The sequence below is a fragment of the Yersinia massiliensis CCUG 53443 genome, from assembly GCF_000312485.1.
GTDB lineage: Bacteria > Pseudomonadota > Gammaproteobacteria > Enterobacterales > Enterobacteriaceae > Yersinia > Yersinia massiliensis.
The window spans coordinates 1,739,722-1,756,478 of the sequence record NZ_HE997643.1 but is presented as its reverse complement, the minus strand read 5'-3'; the positions used below and the strand labels follow the sequence as shown (position 1 = coordinate 1,756,478).

Genomic DNA, 16,757 nt, shown 5'->3' with positions numbered 1-16,757 from the left:
AATGAAAAAAGTACTTTGTCTTACCTCAATTTTGGCCAGCATGATGATCTTTAATGCGACCGCAGCGGATGCACCAAAGGAAATTAATCTGGGTATACTTGGTGGGCAAAACGCCACGCAGCAAATTGGTGATAATATGTGCGTCAAAGAGTTCTTGGAAAAAGAACTCAATGTAAAAACAAATTTGCACAATGCATCTGATTATTCTGGTGTCATTCAAGGTTTATTGGGCGGCAAAATTGATTTGGTATTAAGTATGTCTCCCTCATCGTTCGCTTCTGTTTATATCAAAGACCCAAAGGCGGTTGATATTGTCGGCATCGCTATCGATGACACGGATAAATCACGGGGTTATCACTCCGTTGTTGTTGTGAAGGCAGATAGCCCTTATCAGAAAATTGAAGATTTGAAGGGGAAAGCATTTGGCTTTGCTGACCCAGATTCAACGTCAGGCTTCCTCATCCCTAATCAAAGCTTTAAACAGAAGTTTGGCGGGACGGTTGATAATAAATATAACGACTTCTTTTCTAGCGTGACTTTCTCCGGTGGTCATGAACAAGATATTCTTGGTGTTATTAATGGCCAGTTTGATGGTGCTGTGACTTGGGCTTCCATGATTGGTGATTATAATACGGGTTATACTAGTGGCGCATTTACTCGCATGATCCGTATGGACCATCCTGATTTAATGAAACAGATCCGTATTATCTGGGAATCTCCGCTGATTCCTAATGGCCCGATTTTAGTTCGTAATGGGTTACCACCTGAGTTTAAAGCGCAATTAGTGGCAGCGGTTAAAAAATTAGATAAAGAAGATCACAGTTGCTTTATTAAGGCAATGGGTGGGAAACAGCATATTGGCGAAACATCGCTTAGCGAGTATCAGAATATTATTGATATGAAGCGAGAGTTAACCAAAGGCGATCGTTAATTCGAACAATGGGTAATGAATATGACCCAACGTATTTGGTGTTGCAGGCGAGTGAGTGGATAACCTCTCTGGAACGTCAAGATATAGGGTATAGCTCTGGCTTGCCAGAGCTATTGCTTTTAGGTGGTAGCTCATTTTGAATACAGACTTTAACCGCTACTATCAGCAGATACGCGGTAAACAAAAACGTGAAACGTTAATATGGTCACTCGCCTTGGCGATAATCTACCTTGGCGCAGGCAGTATTGCAGAATTTAACCTGCATACTGTTTTTATTTCCATTCCCCATTTCTTCGATTATTTAGCCGAAACCATACCGGTACTCCATTTAAACTCATTATTTGCAGATGGTCGTACGGAAGGTTCTTTCGCTTATTGGGGCTATCGATTACACATCCAATTACCGCTGATTTGGGAAACGTTACAGCTAGCCATCGCTTCAACCATTTTATCCGTCATCGTCGCCACTGTTCTGGCGTTTATGGCCGCGAATAATACCCAAAGCCCAGCTTGGCTGCGTTTAATGATTCGAACTTTCGTTGCCTTTTTACGGACTATGCCGGAATTAGCGTGGGCGGTGATGTTTGTTATGGCCTTTGGCATCGGTGCGATACCCGGCTTTTTGGCATTGGCACTGCACACCATCGGTAGCTTAACCAAATTGTTCTATGAATCATTAGAAACGGCATCTGATAAGCCGGTTCGCGGTTTGGCTGCTTGTGGTGCCGGTAAATTGCAACGTATGCGTTTTGCGCTGTGGCCACAAGTCAAACCTATCTTCCTTTCTTACAGTTTTATGCGATTGGAAATTAATTTCCGGCAATCAACAATCTTAGGATTAGTGGGAGCGGGCGGGATAGGGCAGGAATTGATGACCTCAATCAAGCTGGATCGTTATGATCAAGTCAGCATGACATTATTACTCATCATCATCGTGGTTTCGTTACTGGATTATGCATCCGGTCAATTACGCAAACGAGTTGTGGAAGGGGCATCATAATGTTGACTTATCATCTCACCACAGAGCAAATATCGCTCCTCAAACAACAGCATCCTCAGCTTTTCACACAACAAAAACGTTATGTCAGGCTGATTACCGCCATTGCTGTTGGGATCATTTTATATTACCTTTTTTTCTTTAAATTTTTTGGTATCCCTTGGCAAACACTCGCTCATGGTAGCCAGCAAATAAGTCGCTACTTTTTACGTATGTTTGTTTGGCATGACTTCATTAACTGGCCATTTAAATACTATTTTAGTCAGATATTTATTACGTTAGCCATTGTCTTTGCTGGGACACTAACGGCAACACTGATTGCTTTGCCTTTATCATTTCTTGCCGCACGTAATGTTATGTCTACACCAGGCTTACGTATTATCTCCTTTATGATTCGCCGCTTCTTAGATATTTTCCGAGGGATTGATATGGCGATATGGGGGCTGATTTTTGTTCGAGCCGTAGGTATGGGGCCTCTGGCCGGCGTGCTGGCCATTATCATGCAAGATATGGGATTACTGGGAAAACTCTATGCCGAAGGCCATGAGGCAGTCGATAAATCCCCTAACCGTGGACTGACAGCCATGGGCGCTAACGCCTTACAAAAACATCGCTTTGGCATATTCACTCAATCCTTTCCGACTTTTTTGGCATTAAGCCTTTATCAAATAGAATCTAACACTCGTTCGGCAGCGGTATTAGGTTTTGTTGGCGCTGGCGGTATCGGCTTGGTTTATGCCGAGAATATGCGTTTATGGAACTGGGATGTCGTGATGTTTATCACGCTAATTATGGTCGTTATTGTCATGATAATGGATAAAATATCGGCAACGCTAAGGAGAAAATATATTCTTGGCGAAGAGATTTCTCTTTACCAACCTGAAAATAACAAAGTGACTAATTAATATCATTATGGCAATAAAAGATTAAGATAGGGAATTATTGATATGTTGTCTTAATCTTTTTATTGCCGCTTATATATAACAGTGATCTTATATGTATATGATGGCTAACCTTAATGCAGCCCCTATTTGAGGTGCTCTGGTTAATCAGATTTGCATTGAGAAGATCGACGTTGATCGATACAATACTGCCCGCTAGACGTTAAAGAAATGTTTCGTTTTCTTGCGATATTCGCTACGTCTAAACTAAATAATAGGAATAGGGCAGTAATATGATGAACAACGATGTACTCCGTAGTGTTCGCTACATGCTTAACGTGAATGATACTAAGATAACTGAAATCATTAAGTTGGCTGATTTTGATGTGAACAATGCGGATGTCGTTAATTTTCTTAAGAAAGAAGATGAAGCTGGTTATCAGGATTGTCCTGATCTGGTGATGGCGCATTTCCTGAATGGCCTTATCTTCTTTCGACGTGGCAAAGATGACAAATTCCCCGCACCTGCGATAGAAGCTGTTATTACCAACAATATCGTGTTGAAAAAACTGCGTGTTGCATTTGAGTTGAAAGATACTGACATGCACGATGTGTTTAATGCCGTTGACTTCCCAGTGTCAAAACCTGAGTTGAATGCCTTGTTCCGTAAAGAAGGCAGTAAAAACTTCCGTCCTTGTGGCGATCAAGTTCTGCGTTATTTCCTGAAAGGTTTGACGTTACGTGTACGTGGCCCGAAAAAGTAATATCAATAATATTGGGCAGCAGTTGCCGTCGCGGTAAAACACGTTTTATTCGTCATCACTTCTTCCTTCATCACAATACAGCAGGAATGGTCACTAACCATTCCTGCTTGTCGCTGAAATATTCGACCTTAGTTTGCCGTCAATTCATATCCGTTTTTATTCCGAATGTTTATTTATCACTTCCTATTCCCCTCTTGGTATTTTGCACTATCTAGGCTCATTCTTTGCGCATTAATGGTGCAGTCTATTTACTCCTAACCCCGAATAGTTGTCTGAAATAACTCTTTTTCTCAATGAAATTATCAAGATGTAAAATTGGCATGGCGATTGCGCAGAGTAATTCAATCTTGTGTGTTTAACTCAACGACCAGAGGTTAATACTATGCAACATCGTCAGTTAATTAAGGTTTTTGCACTGTCAGCTTCAGTTATTAGCATGGGTGTGGCTTTTGGTACACTGGCCGCCGACACGATTAAAGTGGGTATTTTGCACTCTTTGTCCGGCACTATGGCTATCTCTGAAACACCATTGAAAGATATGGCCTTAATGAGTATTGATGATATCAATGCCCATGGTGGTGTATTGGGTAAACAACTCGAGCCGGTTATTGTGGATCCTGCCTCTAACTGGCCATTATTTGCTGAAAAAGCACGGCAATTATTAACACAAGATAAAGTCGCGGTGGTATTTGGTGCCTGGACTTCTGTTTCCAGAAAATCTGTATTACCGGTATTTGAGGAATTAAATGGTTTACTGTTTTACCCCGTGCAATACGAAGGTGAGGAAATGTCACCGAATGTTTTCTATACCGGTGCTGCGCCTAACCAACAAGCTATCCCAGCAGTAGAATATTTATTAAGTGAAGATGGTGGTGGGGCAAAACGCTTTATTTTGTTGGGCACTGATTATGTCTATCCACGCACCACGAATAAAATACTGCGTGCCTTCCTGCACACAAAAGGTATTCAAGACAAAGATATTGAGGAAATTTATACCCCGTTTGGCTACAGCGATTATCAAACCATTGTGAGCAATATTAAGAAGTTCTCTGCTGATGGCAAAACGGCTGTTATCTCCACCATTAATGGCGATTCAAATGTCCCTTTCTATAAAGAACTCGCCAACCAAGGCATCAAAGCGACTGATGTCCCTGTTATTGCTTTCTCCGTCGGAGAGGAAGAATTGCGTGGCATCGATACGAAACCATTGGTCGGGAATCTGGCCGCCTGGAACTACTTCCAATCGGTAGAGAATCCAACTAACAAGCAGTTTGTCGAACAATGGAAAGCCTACGCTAAAGCGCACAAATTACCGAATGCAGATACTGCCGTCACCAATGATCCTATGGAGGCCACTTGGGTCGGTATGCATATGTGGGCGCAAGCCGTTGAAAAAGCCAAATCAACGGATGTGGATAAAGTACGCGAAGCCATGGCAGGACAGACTTACCCCGCGCCTTCTGGTTTTACCCTGACGATGGACAAAACGAATCATCATCTGCATAAACCGGTGATGATTGGTGAAATTGAGCCGAATGGGCAGTTCAATGTGGTTTGGCAGACTGATGCCCCCATTCGGGCACAGCCATGGAGCCCATTTATCGCCGGCAATGATAAAAAACCGGATCACCCCGTAAAAAGTACTCAATAGCCGTGACTTTCTGGAGTGAGTTCTGTTGATGTTAACAAACTGACTCCAGATATCTTTTGCAAAATCAGCAATGAGTGAGTGTATGAAATCATTAACTCCTGTGTGGGATAAAACGGCCAATCTTTTGCTCAGGCTGATGATAGGGCTAGTGTTGGGGATTTCGACATTCGCCGTCGCGGGGCCAGCCCATGATTTCGCTACAGCCAATCGTTCACAACAAGCCACGTTATTACAGCAATGGGCGACGGAACCTGATGCCAGTCGCTTGCCTTTATTGCAGGCACTGAAACAAGAAACATTGATGATTGACAGTGCGGGGCAAGCGTTCATTCAAAGTAACCAAGGTTTCACCCCATTAGAAGGGCAAGCACAACCTACCGGTATGCCTAAGAAAGTTTGGCTCAACAATCGGTTACGCATATTAATCGCCAATGCGTTAGCGGCCCAACGGCTGGTGAGTGACGATGAGTCTGTGCGGTTACAAGCTGCGTTGGCATTACAGCAACAGGCAAATAGTGACCAATTACCGCTCCTCAACCAACGCCTGAAATTAGAAACTGACAGTAAGGTCAAAGAAGCATTAGAGATTGCTCTAGCTAATTTACAACTGGCTGATAGCAACCCACAGGTACGCCTGAATGCCGTACAGCTATTAGGACAATCTGGTTCACCGCAAACCGTGTCACGGCTACAAGGCTTAACCGACCCCAATATCGAGCAAGATGCACAAGTCCGTGCGGCTGCGGCCAGTAGCTTAAAGCAAGTACAAAACCGATTATGGGTGGGGGATATTATCGGGCAAGTCTTCAGTGGATTATCACTGGGTTCTATCCTGCTGTTAGCCGCATTGGGATTGGCTATTACTTATGGTTTATTGGGCGTCATCAATATGGCTCATGGCGAAATGTTGATGCTGGGAGCCTATTCCGCTTATCTGGTACAAACCGCATTTCAGCAATTTGCGCCGCACTGGCTGGCTTTATATCCCTTGGTCGCCTTACCGATTGCTTTCTTTATCACCGCCGGTATAGGCATGGCATTGGAGCGTACAGTCATTCGGCACCTGTATGGACGCCCATTAGAAACTCTGCTGGCGACATGGGGGATCAGCCTAATGCTGATTCAGGGCGTCCGCATGATCTTTGGGGCGCAAAATTTAGAAGTAGCGAACCCTGCGTGGCTTTCTGGTGGGCTACAGGTGCTACCGAATTTGGTTTTACCTTGGAACCGTATTGCTGTGATTGTTTTCGTCATCATTGTTCTGCTGCTCACTTGGTTACTGCTGAATAAAACCCGCCTTGGGCTGCAAGTTCGGGCTGTGACGCAAAACCGTGCGATGGCTGCGTGTTGCGGTGTCGCGACAGGACGGGTGGATATGCTGGCCTTTGGACTTGGTTCGGGGATTGCCGGATTGGGCGGTGTTGCCCTATCACAATTGGGCAATGTCGGCCCAGAGTTAGGGCAGGGCTACATCATCGACTCCTTCCTCGTGGTGGTACTGGGCGGCGTTGGGCAATTAGCGGGGAGCGTTGTTGCCGCACTCGGACTGGGTATGCTGAACAAAATTTTGGAACCGCAGATTGGCGCAGTACTAGGCAAGATTTTGATTTTAGTGCTGATCATTTTGTTTATTCAGAAACGACCACAAGGTCTGTTTGCCCTCAAGGGCAGGGTGAGTGACTAATGAATCAACCTTTGGCAATTACCTTGACGCAAAAAGCCCCGACAATCAGCCTATCTCTGGGGGCTGTGGTGGTTGTAGCGCTGATTATTCTACCCTTTTTGGCTTTGCTGCCTGCGGATAATCCACTGGCAATTTCGACCTACACCTTAACGCTGGTCGGCAAGATTCTCTGTTATGCGATAGTCGCTATCGCACTGGATTTAGTCTGGGGATATGCCGGATTACTGTCACTTGGGCATGGTCTGTTTTTTGCTCTTGGTGGCTATGGGATGGGGATGTACCTGATGCGGCAAGCGGCAGGTGATGGACTGCCGGCGTTTATGTCTTTTCTGTCATGGTCGGAATTACCGTGGTTTTGGAGCGGCAGCCAATACTTTGTCTGGGCATTGTGCTTGATCGTGCTGGTACCTGGGCTCTTAGCCTTTATTTTTGGTTACTTTGCTTTTCGCTCCAAAATAAAAGGGGTCTACTTCTCTATTATGACCCAAGCGCTCACCTACGCTGGGATGCTGTTATTCTTTCGTAATGAGACCGGTTTTGGTGGCAACAACGGTTTTACGGGATTCACCACCATGCTGGGGTTTTCAGTTTCGGCAACCTCAACGCGCATTGCGTTATTCCTCGCAACACTCACCTTATTAATTGCCAGCCTAGCGATGGGATTTGCGCTGGCACGTACTAAGTTTGGCCGAGTTTTGACCGCTGTGCGCGATGCTGAGAATCGCCTGACATTTTGGGTTATGATCCGAAAGGCTTTAAGTATTTGTTTGGACACTTTCGGCCGTGCTGTGTGCCTTGGCTGGGGCGCTATATGTTCCTCAAGTCGGCATCATTAATCCCAGCGAAATGTCCCCGACCAACTCCATAGAAGCGGCAATTTGGGTCGCCCTTGGTGGCCGAGGAACCCTTATCGGCCCCGTCATTGGGGCGGGGATCGTCAACGGTGCAAAAAGCTGGTTCACCATGGCGATGCCGGAATATTGGCAATTCTTCCTCGGGCTAATATTTATTTTGGTGACGTTGTTCTTACCAAAAGGCGTGATTGGTTTGTTGAAACGAGGAAAAGATAAATGAGCCGATTTCAAATTACAGAGCAACTCATCTATCCCGAAATCCTGACTCAAGAACCGGGTGCGATTGAATATGCTGCTGACAAATATCGGCAGCAACGCGATCCGGTGCTGACGTTAGAAAATATCAATGTCAGTTTTGACGGTTTTCATGCGTTACGTGACCTTTCCTTGCAAATCGGCGTCGGGGAATTGCGTTGTGTTATTGGTCCGAATGGCGCAGGAAAAACAACGTTGATGGATGTGATCACGGGAAAAACACGGCCACAGACTGGCAAGATGATGTATGACCAACGCCATGACCTCTCCATGATGAATACCATTGAGATTGCTCAAGCGGGGATCGGGCGGAAGTTTCAGAAGCCGACCGTATTTGAAGCGTTGAGTGTGTTTGAAAATTTGGAACTGGCGCAAAAAAGCACTAAAACAGTTTGGGCTAGCTTACGTGCCAAATTAAACAGCGAACAGCGCGATCAAATTGATGAAACACTGGCGATGTTACGCCTCAGTGATATGCGGCAGCGGCAGGCTGGCTTGTTATCTCATGGGCAAAAGCAGTTTCTTGAAATTGGGATGTTATTGGTGCAAGACCCGCATTTGCTCTTGTTAGATGAACCTGCCGCAGGGATGACCGATGCCGAAACAGCCTATACCGCGGAATTGTTTAATCAATTGGCGGGAAAGCATTCACTGATGGTCGTCGAGCATGACATGGGGTTTGTCGAAACCATTGCTGATCATGTCACTGTGTTGCATCAAGGCCAGGTCTTGGCAGAAGGTTCCTTAGCTGAGGTGCAAGCCAATGAACAGGTGATAGAGGTCTATCTTGGCCGTTAGGCTGCTGTGACGCTGTTTAGGCTGTGCTTTTTAGGCGACGAAACGCGGTGTGGCGTAAGGGGTATATCGCTTTTAATGGGCAATGACGGTCGGATTATTTGAGGGTGAAAAATGCTGCAAGTAAATGAACTTGAACAATATTATGGCGGTAGTCATATCTTGCGTAGTTTATCATTTGAGGCCGAGGTGGGAGAGGTGACGTGTTTATTGGGCCGCAATGGCGTTGGTAAAACCACCTTGCTCAAGTGCCTGATGGGATTAGTCCCCCTTAAAAATGGCAGCATCACTTGGGAAGGTAAAAATATTAGCCATCAATCACCGCATCAACGGGTAAAAGGCGGGATCGCTTATGTACCACAGGGGCGAGAAATATTTCCTCGATTAACGGTAGAAGAAAACATTTTAATCGGGCTTTCTCGTTTCCCTAGCTCGCAGAGCAAGGCTGTACCGGAAAATATTTACCAACTCTTTCCTGTCTTGCAAGAAATGCAGCATCGCCGTGGTGGGGACTTATCCGGTGGGCAACAGCAACAATTGGCGATTGGTCGTGCATTGGCTTGCCAGCCTCGATTATTGATTCTGGATGAGCCTACCGAGGGAATTCAGCCTTCAGTTATCAAGGAGATCGGTGTCGTGATAAAAAAACTGGCAGCCCAAGGTGATATTGCTATTTTGTTGGTTGAGCAATTTTACGATTTTGCCGCAGAGCTGGCCGATAACTATTTAGTGATGTCTCGTGGCAAAATTGTTCAGCGAGGGCGTGGGGTTGATATGGAGCGAGATGGCGTCCGTGGATTGGTCGCCATCTGAGCTACGACTACGGGAGATGGGTATCATCAATTGGTAGAGCGTCCGATGCCCCCCATTCCGCCCAGGAGCCATCATAAAGTGAAACGGATGACGCATTCACTGCCGCTAAACCGAGCGCAACCACCGCGGCTGTTACGCCGGAGCCACAGCTAGTGATAATGGGCTTGGTCAAATCCACTCCTTGATCGGCAAAAATAGCGGCGAGTGCCTGTGGCGATTTCAAATTGCCATTTTCGACCATACTACCCCAAGGAATGTTGATGCTGCCGGGAATACGCCCGAGGCGTAAACCGGGGCGAGGCTCGGGTTCTTGCGCTTTATACCGTCCTGCAGGGCGAGCATCTAAAATCTGTATCTCATTATCGCCAAGTGCGGCGACAACCTCATCAACGTGTTTGACGGCGGTGTGATTAAAGTGAGCATTGAACGTCTGGCGGGCAGGCGCAGTCTGGCCGCTTTCTAATGCATAACCTGCCTGCTGCCATCCGCTAATCCCGCCTGCCAGAATATGCACGTTTTTGGCACCAAATATCCGGAACGTCCACCAAACTCGTGGGGCGGAAAAGAGATTACCATCATCGTAAATAACTAAAGTATGTTGCTCACTGATCCCCAACTGGCCGACCATTTCACTGAACTGTTGGGGGGAGGGCACCATATGAGGCAAGTTGGTGCTGTGATCGGCTATGGCATCTATATCAAAGTAAACAGCGCCAGGAATATGCCCCTGTTCAAACTCAGCCTGAATATCCCTTTTAGGTACCAATCCTGGCGGTGACATTCTGGCATCCAGAATAGCGATCTTTGCATCGTGCTTATGTTCTGCCAGCCATTGCGGCGTAACCATAAAAGGTGAGTTCATAGCGGTTTACCTATCAAAATGATCAAGAGGCGAATGTGTGATCGCATCAGCGTGTTGCCCACTATATAACGAAACTATGTGATTGAAACCCCGACTTATCAGTGATGCGTAACCTATCGCATTTTTTGGAATTTTATTTTCATCGATACCTTTAACCGAATTATTCGACCTTTAATTCATACTGAATGGCTGTTTTTGCGAGCTGAGTACAGAGTTTAAGTCCTTCCTAATGCAAATTTCATGGGAGATAAATTAAATCTAGTCGCACTTCGCAAAATGAGTTTTCTATTCCATTTCCATCTTGATGGTGAAATTTAAATTTCGTATAAACAGTGGCAAGTAAAACGCTTTATTAGGGCCATTATCTATAAACAGGCTGGAGGAGATAGGATGCAAAAGGTTCGAATTGGCCTCATTGGTACAGGGTATATTGGTCGCTGCCATGCCATTGCTTACGCACAGGTTGCGACTGTTTTCCCATTAAAAGGGCTGCCAGTATTGGAAATGCTAGCAGAGGTCACACCTGAATTGGCTCAACAGCGCGCCACAGAATTTGGGTTTTCCCGCTCTACCGCTAATTGGCGCGAACTCGTGGCTGATCCAAATATCGATGTGGTGGATATCTGCGCACCTAACTTCTTACATAAAGAAATGGCGTTGGCGGCGATCAGTCACGGCAAACATGTTTATTCTGAGAAGCCGCTGGCACTAAATGCCTCAGACGCCAAAGAAATGGTCGATGCCGCCCATGCGAAAGGGATAAAAACGCTGGTGGGATTTAATTATATGAAAAACCCGACCAGCCAATTAGCCAAAGAGATTATTGCCAACGGTGAAATTGGTGAGGTAGTGCATTTCTACGGTACACATAATGAAGATTATCTGGCTGACCCCCTCACACCTTTAGACTGGCACTGCACCAAAGCGCAGGCGGGACTTGGGGCGTTGGGCGATTTAGCGGCACACATTGTTAATATGGCCCACTATTTGGTCGGTGATATCACGAGCGTTTCGGGTGATATGCAAACCATCATAAAGGCGCGGCCCGATCCGAATAATCTATCATCACGCAGAGCGGTGGAAAATGAAGATCAAGCCAGTGCGTTGGTACGCTTCGCCAATGGCGCGATGGGGACTATCGAGACCTCACGAATCGCTTGTGGACGTAAAATGGGGCTGACCTATGTTGTCACTGGCACCAAAGGGACTATCAGCTACTCACAAGAACGTATGGCCGAGTTGCAGCTCTATCGCCATGATGATCCGCAAGCAAGGCAAGGGTTCAAAACAATACTCACTGGACCACAGCATCCAGATTATGCGGCATTTTGTGTCAGTGCAGGACATGGGATTGGCTTTAACGATCAAAAAACGGTCGAGATCCGCGATTTGATTAATGGTATTGCCGCTGGGGATCGTATGTGGCCTGATTTTGAAGAGGGTTGGAAAGTCTCTACAGTACTGGATGCTATTGCTGTCTCAGCACACGAAAAGCGCTGGAGAGAAGTTTAAATAGACATTTTTTAGCTATAGAAAGTGTTTTAAGTTGGTTAGCCATGGGCATAATTCAATGAATACTGGCGCTCATTATGCCATGTATGAGCTCAAAATATGCCAACTGTGGACCACCAATCTGACTATCGTTCTGCAAGCGTTGCTCACTACCTGAGTGAGCAACAGCGGGCACGAATACTGACATTATCGCGCTCTTGGGTATGGCGATTGGAGTTGCCGACTTGGTTACTCATCGGTGTCATTTACACTGGGTGGTTTAGCACCGTGATTCATTGGCAACAATTGGGTACGGTGATGGGGAGCGTGCTACTCATCTTGCTGAGTGCATGGTATATGTCATTGCAACATGAGTTGATCCATGGGCATCCCACGCCTTGGCGGCGCGTTAATCAACTCTTTGGGACGTTACCTCTCGCTGTCTGGTATCCCTATGGTCTCTATCGTGATTCACATATTCAGCACCACCGCGATGACGATTTGACTCATCCAGAAAAGGATCCTGAGAGTTACTATTATTCAACATCGCAGTGGAATCATTTTTCTTCATTTTTCAAACATATAGTGCGGATTAACAATACTTTCCTTGGCAGATTAATGCTCGGACCTGCATTGGATATCATTGGCACAATCCGTAGTGCTGGCCGTGCCTGCTATTCAGGTGATCGCCAAACCATCATCATGTGGGTGATCCATTTAGCATTACTTTTGTGCTTGTTTCAGTGGATGGCAAGCTATGGTATTTCGACGCTTTTTTATCTTCTGGTCGTGAGTTATCCCGCGCTAAGCTTAACCAAAATTAGGTCTTTTTTTGAACATCGCGCTGTTAAAAACAGTGCCGCACGCTCAACATTGAATGAGGCTGCATGGCCTTGGCGTCTGCTATTTCTCAACCTCAATTACCATCTCGTCCACCATGATTTACCCTCCTTGCCTTGGTATGGGCTGAGACAGATTTATCTCGAAAATCGTATTGAATACCAGCATCGCAGCGAGCAATTTGTTGTTCACGGCTATGCTCAGTGGCTTGAAGACTATGCGGTTACCGCGTTGGAAATCCAAGTACATCCATTTTACGCCAGCGTAGAGAATGCGCCGATAGAGCGAGAGCAGCCCAGAGGAATTGAAAGTGGTGCCCACCGCTCGCCTTCAATTGAAAACAGCTAATCAATGAGTTGTTTTGACTGCGATGCTTATCCCAATCTTGCTATTTATTTTAAATAAACTGTTGTTATATACAGTGTTTGGTGTCATCTTAACATGAACTTTATGATGATGAGTTACAGCTTAACTAATTAATAATTATAGTTTTATTTGTATTTTGGCTCGTGGTGGTGAGCCCATCTTGTACGAATAATATAATTGATATCAATTGGTTATTTGGTTTGTTTTAGACTAAATCTATTATGGTTACTGACATGTTAATGGTGGCTGTTCTCTTCAAATCGGGTAGATACCCACATTCGATAGACGCTAACAATTCAATTTTTACTCACCCTTGAGCATATAGAGGTAAACATGGCAAAGACCCTACCCCGTAGCGGGATTTTTGCGCTGCTTGCAGTGATGATAGCGGCATTTAGTGGCGTATCTCAGGCAGCGGACACGGTCCGTGTCGGTTCAAAAATTGATACTGAAGGCTCATTATTGGGCAATATTATTGTGCAGGTTCTCGATGCTAATGGGATAAAAACCACTAACAAATCACAGTTGGGCACGACTAAAGTTGTACGCAGCGCTATCACTGCGGGTGAGGTTGATATTTACCCTGAATACACTGGCAATGGTGCATTTTTCTTCTCTGATGAAAACGATCCCGCTTGGAAAGATAGCAAAGCCGGATACGAAAAAGTCAAAGCGCTCGATTACGAGAAAAATAAGTTGGTCTGGCTCCAGCCTGCACCAGCGAACAACACTTGGACCATTGCCGTGCGCCAAGATTTAGCCCAAGCAAACAATTTGAAAACGCTTGAAGATTTGGGTAAATGGATTAATGCAGGTGGGAAATTTAAGTTGGCAGCCTCGGCAGAATTTATCGAACGCCCTGATGCTTTACCTGCCTTCCAGCAAGCCTATAGTTTTAAATTGAACCAAGACCAACTGCTTTCATTGGCTGGCGGCGATACGGCTGTGACGATTAAAGCCGCTGCCGAGCAAACCTCTGGTGTGAATGCGGCCATGGCTTATGGCACCGATGGCCCTGTCGCGGCTTTGGGCTTACAAACACTGGAAGACACCAAAGGTGTGCAACCTATTTATGCACCTACCCCTATCATCCGCGAAGCTACATTAAAAGCGCATCCAACAATACCCGCTTTACTCAATCCGGTATTTGCCACTCTTGACGGGCCAACGCTACAAAAATTGAATGCTCGTATTGCGGTTGAAGGCCAAGATGCAAAAAAAGTTGCTGCTAATTATCTGAAAGAAAAAGGGTTCGTTAAAGGATAACGGTGGAAATTAAGGGATGGTGCTGTCGCAAGCAACGCGATAGCGCCATTAAATACACAGGTAATACTTTTCGACGATACTGATTACCTGTCATGGAGATGGATTTTTATGGCTGTTAAAAACCGAGTCCTGCTAACAATGGTGGTGATGTTGGTCCTGTCAGGAGGAGGACTTTCTTTTGTCAGTCACGCTCCAAATCGGTTGATTTCTGGGCAAGGAATTTCATTTACGTCGTTGCTAACGGGGCAAGTGTGGTGGTTGTTAATTCCGATAGTGATACTGTTCGCCTTCTCTTTCGTTAAACAAACTCTTTTGCTGCATTGGTCAACGGTTCTCGTTGCTGAAATGCTGTTATTTGGCCTATTGCTGCTGGCGGGACGTACTGCTCTTCAACTAACGGGAGGGGAAGAGAGCCTTGCTCGCACTTCACTCGGCGGTGGATTCTGGCTGATGAGCGGGTTTGGCCTATTGATTGCGGTCGATAGTTTGTCCCGTGCCATTGTTAACCCCGTTTGGCGGAGTCTGGCGAATGTCATGTTGGTATTGCCGGTTGTTGTCTTGTTAGCCACGGGGCAACTTGATCAACTGTCTTTAATGAAAGAGTACGTTAATCGACAAGATGTGTTTGATGATGCCCTATGGCAACACCTCCAGATTCTATTCGCTACGCTAGTCCCCGCCGTACTGATAGGCATTCCTTTGGGGTTACTCTGCTATCGCTCTGTTCGCTTTCAAAGTGCCATTTTTTCAACGTTGAATATTATTCAAACCATTCCCTCTATCGCTCTGTTTGGCTTGCTCATTGCACCTCTAGCAGGGCTAGCTGCCGCTATCCCATGGCTGGCAGAACAGGGTGTGAGTGGCATTGGTCTGGCTCCTGCTATTGTCGCACTGGTGCTTTATGCGCTCTTGCCATTAGTTCGCAGTGTGGTCGCAGGTCTAGAGTCTGTCCCTGACAGTGTGGTTGAATCAGCTCAAGGGATGGGGATGACCCGTAGCCAGCTTTTTTTTCGGGTACAAGTCCCTATCGCGATGCCACTTATTTTATCTGGCATTCGCATTATTGCTGTGCAAACGGTGGGCCTTGCTGTCGTGGCGGCACTGATTGGGGCGGGCGGTTTAGGTGCGATTATGTTTCAAGGGTTACTCAGCAGCGCATTGGATTTAGTGCTATTGGGCGTTATCCCCGTGATAGTGATGGCGGTCATGGTTGACTCACTGTTTAAATTCATTGTTATTTTTATGGATACTTCACATCGATGATTCATTTCCATCAGGTAAGCAAATATTTTGCCGGTAAGCGGGCGGTAGACAACCTGACGTTGCAGATTGCGAAGGGCGAGTTCACCGTACTGATTGGAACTTCAGGCTCCGGAAAGTCGACCACGCTGAAAATGATTAACCGGTTGATTGAACATGATGAAGGAGAAATCCATTTTGCCGGTGAAGAGATTCGTCGCTATAAACCAGAAGATATCCGGCGGCGGATGGGCTATGCCATTCAGTCAATAGGTCTGTTTCCGCACTGGACGGTAGAGCGTAACATCGCGACTGTCCCCCAGTTACTGAAGTGGCCACAAGACCGTATCCGCCACCGTGTTACCGAATTACTCGAGCTATTGCAGTTGGATCCGGAACAATTTCTTCATCGCTATCCTCATCAACTCTCTGGCGGTCAGCAACAGCGTGTCGGTGTTGCTCGAGCCTTGGCGGCTGATCCTGAAGTGCTATTAATGGACGAACCTTTTGGGGCGCTAGACCCAGTGACTCGTTCCGCCCTACAGTTCGAAATAACCCGCATCCATCAACTATCCGGTCGAACTATCGTTTTGGTCACCCATGATATTGATGAAGCGTTGAGCTTGGCTGATCGCATTGTTTTGATGGATGAAGGACGAGTGGTTCAACAAGGAACGCCGCTTGAAATGCTAACGAAGCCCGCCAATGATTTCGTTCGTGATTTTTTTGGCCGCAGCGATCTCGGTATTAAGTTGTTATCGCTTGGGCGGGCTGAACATCGGGTCAGACGCGGTGAAACCCTGATGGGCCAGCCGATATTGGGGACAACCAGCCTACGTGAAGCGCTCTCCCTGTTTGTGTCACGCCAGACCGATAAATTGCCTGTCGCTGACGAGCATGGGCAGCCATTGGGCGTGCTTTATTTTGCCGATTTGGTGGCTGATAACTTGGTGGCAGATAAGGAGAAGCTGTGAAATTGGGACCGACTAAAGTCAGCGACATAAAAAAGTCTGCCTCTAAACGCGAAATATCCAGGTTCGTGGGTTGGCTAACCGACCCTCTGTGCTG

The 16,757-nt window shown here is 46.2% G+C and carries 14 protein-coding genes and 1 pseudogene; 14 read left to right on the top strand and 1 reads right to left on the bottom strand.

Features of this window, described 5'->3' with window-relative positions; all coding sequences use genetic code 11:
- Position 1 precedes the first annotated feature (1 nt).
- The 9 genes and pseudogenes from phnD to urtE all read left to right on the top strand — a co-directional run bounded on the left by phnD (position 2) and on the right by urtE (position 9,625).
- Positions 2-931 carry a phosphonate ABC transporter substrate-binding protein gene (phnD, locus tag BN68_RS07950; protein WP_019210636.1) on the top strand — a complete coding sequence of 310 codons (930 nt, stop codon included), beginning with the start codon at positions 2-4 and terminating at the stop codon, positions 929-931.
- A 136-nt stretch (positions 932-1,067) separates the two neighbouring features.
- Complete coding sequence (phnE, locus tag BN68_RS07945; RefSeq protein WP_019210634.1) at positions 1,068-1,931, top strand: phosphonate ABC transporter, permease protein PhnE; 864 nt, start codon at positions 1,068-1,070, stop codon at positions 1,929-1,931.
- A complete protein-coding gene (gene phnE / locus BN68_RS07940; protein ID WP_019210633.1) occupies positions 1,931-2,833 on the top strand; it encodes a phosphonate ABC transporter, permease protein PhnE in 903 nt (300 codons plus the stop codon). The genes phnE (BN68_RS07945) and phnE (BN68_RS07940) overlap by 1 nt, the downstream gene beginning before the upstream one ends.
- 269 nt (positions 2,834-3,102) lie before the next feature.
- The gene (locus BN68_RS07935; RefSeq protein ID WP_019210632.1) at positions 3,103-3,573 is read left to right on the top strand and encodes a YehS family protein; all 471 of its coding nucleotides are present in this window, start codon (positions 3,103-3,105) and stop codon (positions 3,571-3,573) included.
- 382 nt (positions 3,574-3,955) lie between these two features.
- The gene (gene urtA, locus BN68_RS07930) at positions 3,956-5,224 is read left to right on the top strand and encodes an urea ABC transporter substrate-binding protein (RefSeq protein WP_019210631.1); all 1,269 of its coding nucleotides are present in this window, start codon (positions 3,956-3,958) and stop codon (positions 5,222-5,224) included.
- An 82-nt stretch (positions 5,225-5,306) separates the two neighbouring features.
- A complete protein-coding gene (urtB, locus tag BN68_RS07925) occupies positions 5,307-6,908 on the top strand; it encodes an urea ABC transporter permease subunit UrtB (protein WP_019210630.1) in 1,602 nt (533 codons plus the stop codon).
- Positions 6,908-7,982: pseudogene (gene urtC / locus BN68_RS07920) on the top strand (urea ABC transporter permease subunit UrtC). The gene urtB and the pseudogene urtC overlap by 1 nt, the downstream one beginning before the upstream one ends.
- Positions 7,979-8,815 (top strand): urea ABC transporter ATP-binding protein UrtD, encoded by an 837-nt coding sequence (gene urtD, locus BN68_RS07915; RefSeq protein WP_019210628.1) that lies wholly within the window; start codon positions 7,979-7,981, stop codon positions 8,813-8,815. Before urtC ends, urtD begins: the two are co-directional and overlap by 4 nt.
- A 111-nt stretch (positions 8,816-8,926) precedes the next feature.
- Entirely contained in the window at positions 8,927-9,625 is a 699-nt protein-coding gene (gene urtE / locus BN68_RS07910) for an urea ABC transporter ATP-binding subunit UrtE (RefSeq protein ID WP_019210627.1), read from the top strand.
- Between the two features lie 7 nt (positions 9,626-9,632).
- On the opposite strand, the gene sseA is transcribed toward urtE, so the two are convergent.
- On the bottom strand, positions 9,633-10,487 hold the full coding sequence (sseA, locus tag BN68_RS07905) for a 3-mercaptopyruvate sulfurtransferase (RefSeq protein ID WP_019210626.1): 855 nt from the start codon (positions 10,485-10,487) through the stop codon (positions 9,633-9,635).
- Between the two features lie 390 nt (positions 10,488-10,877).
- Here sseA and BN68_RS07900 point away from each other — a divergent pair, with 390 nt between their 5' ends.
- From BN68_RS07900 to BN68_RS07880, 5 genes are all read left to right on the top strand, one after another.
- Positions 10,878-11,999, top strand: a complete 1,122-nt coding sequence (locus tag BN68_RS07900; RefSeq protein WP_019210625.1) for a Gfo/Idh/MocA family protein — start codon at positions 10,878-10,880, stop codon at positions 11,997-11,999.
- A gap of 99 nt (positions 12,000-12,098) precedes the next feature.
- On the top strand, positions 12,099-13,166 hold the full coding sequence (locus BN68_RS07895; RefSeq protein WP_019210624.1) for a fatty acid desaturase: 1,068 nt from the start codon (positions 12,099-12,101) through the stop codon (positions 13,164-13,166).
- 351 nt (positions 13,167-13,517) lie between these two features.
- Positions 13,518-14,450 carry a glycine betaine ABC transporter substrate-binding protein OsmF gene (osmF, locus tag BN68_RS07890; protein WP_042806430.1) on the top strand — a complete coding sequence of 311 codons (933 nt, stop codon included), beginning with the start codon at positions 13,518-13,520 and terminating at the stop codon, positions 14,448-14,450.
- Between the two features lie 108 nt (positions 14,451-14,558).
- On the top strand, positions 14,559-15,713 hold the full coding sequence (locus BN68_RS07885; RefSeq protein ID WP_019210623.1) for an ABC transporter permease: 1,155 nt from the start codon (positions 14,559-14,561) through the stop codon (positions 15,711-15,713).
- Positions 15,710-16,663, top strand: coding sequence for an ABC transporter ATP-binding protein (locus BN68_RS07880; RefSeq protein WP_019210622.1), 954 nt, complete (start codon positions 15,710-15,712; stop codon positions 16,661-16,663). Before BN68_RS07885 ends, BN68_RS07880 begins: the two co-directional genes overlap by 4 nt.
- Positions 16,664-16,757: the final 94 nt, after the last annotated feature.

What these genes read in the sequence shown, in the direction of transcription:
- phnE (WP_019210633.1), top strand. Translation starts at nt 1,931, where the DNA reads ATGTTGACTTATCATCTCACCACAGAGCAAATATCGCTCCTCAAACAA.
- urtE (WP_019210627.1), top strand. Translation starts at nt 8,927, where the DNA reads ATGCTGCAAGTAAATGAACTTGAACAATATTATGGCGGTAGTCATATC.
- urtB (WP_019210630.1), top strand. Translation starts at nt 5,307, where the DNA reads ATGAAATCATTAACTCCTGTGTGGGATAAAACGGCCAATCTTTTGCTC.
- BN68_RS07895 (WP_019210624.1), top strand. Translation starts at nt 12,099, where the DNA reads ATGCCAACTGTGGACCACCAATCTGACTATCGTTCTGCAAGCGTTGCT.
- phnD (WP_019210636.1), top strand. Translation starts at nt 2, where the DNA reads ATGAAAAAAGTACTTTGTCTTACCTCAATTTTGGCCAGCATGATGATC.
- BN68_RS07880 (WP_019210622.1), top strand. Translation starts at nt 15,710, where the DNA reads ATGATTCATTTCCATCAGGTAAGCAAATATTTTGCCGGTAAGCGGGCG.
- BN68_RS07935 (WP_019210632.1), top strand. Translation starts at nt 3,103, where the DNA reads ATGATGAACAACGATGTACTCCGTAGTGTTCGCTACATGCTTAACGTG.
- BN68_RS07885 (WP_019210623.1), top strand. Translation starts at nt 14,559, where the DNA reads ATGGCTGTTAAAAACCGAGTCCTGCTAACAATGGTGGTGATGTTGGTC.
- BN68_RS07900 (WP_019210625.1), top strand. Translation starts at nt 10,878, where the DNA reads ATGCAAAAGGTTCGAATTGGCCTCATTGGTACAGGGTATATTGGTCGC.
- sseA (WP_019210626.1), bottom strand. Translation starts at nt 10,487, where the DNA reads ATGAACTCACCTTTTATGGTTACGCCGCAATGGCTGGCAGAACATAAG.
- urtD (WP_019210628.1), top strand. Translation starts at nt 7,979, where the DNA reads ATGAGCCGATTTCAAATTACAGAGCAACTCATCTATCCCGAAATCCTG.
- urtA (WP_019210631.1), top strand. Translation starts at nt 3,956, where the DNA reads ATGCAACATCGTCAGTTAATTAAGGTTTTTGCACTGTCAGCTTCAGTT.
- osmF (WP_042806430.1), top strand. Translation starts at nt 13,518, where the DNA reads ATGGCAAAGACCCTACCCCGTAGCGGGATTTTTGCGCTGCTTGCAGTG.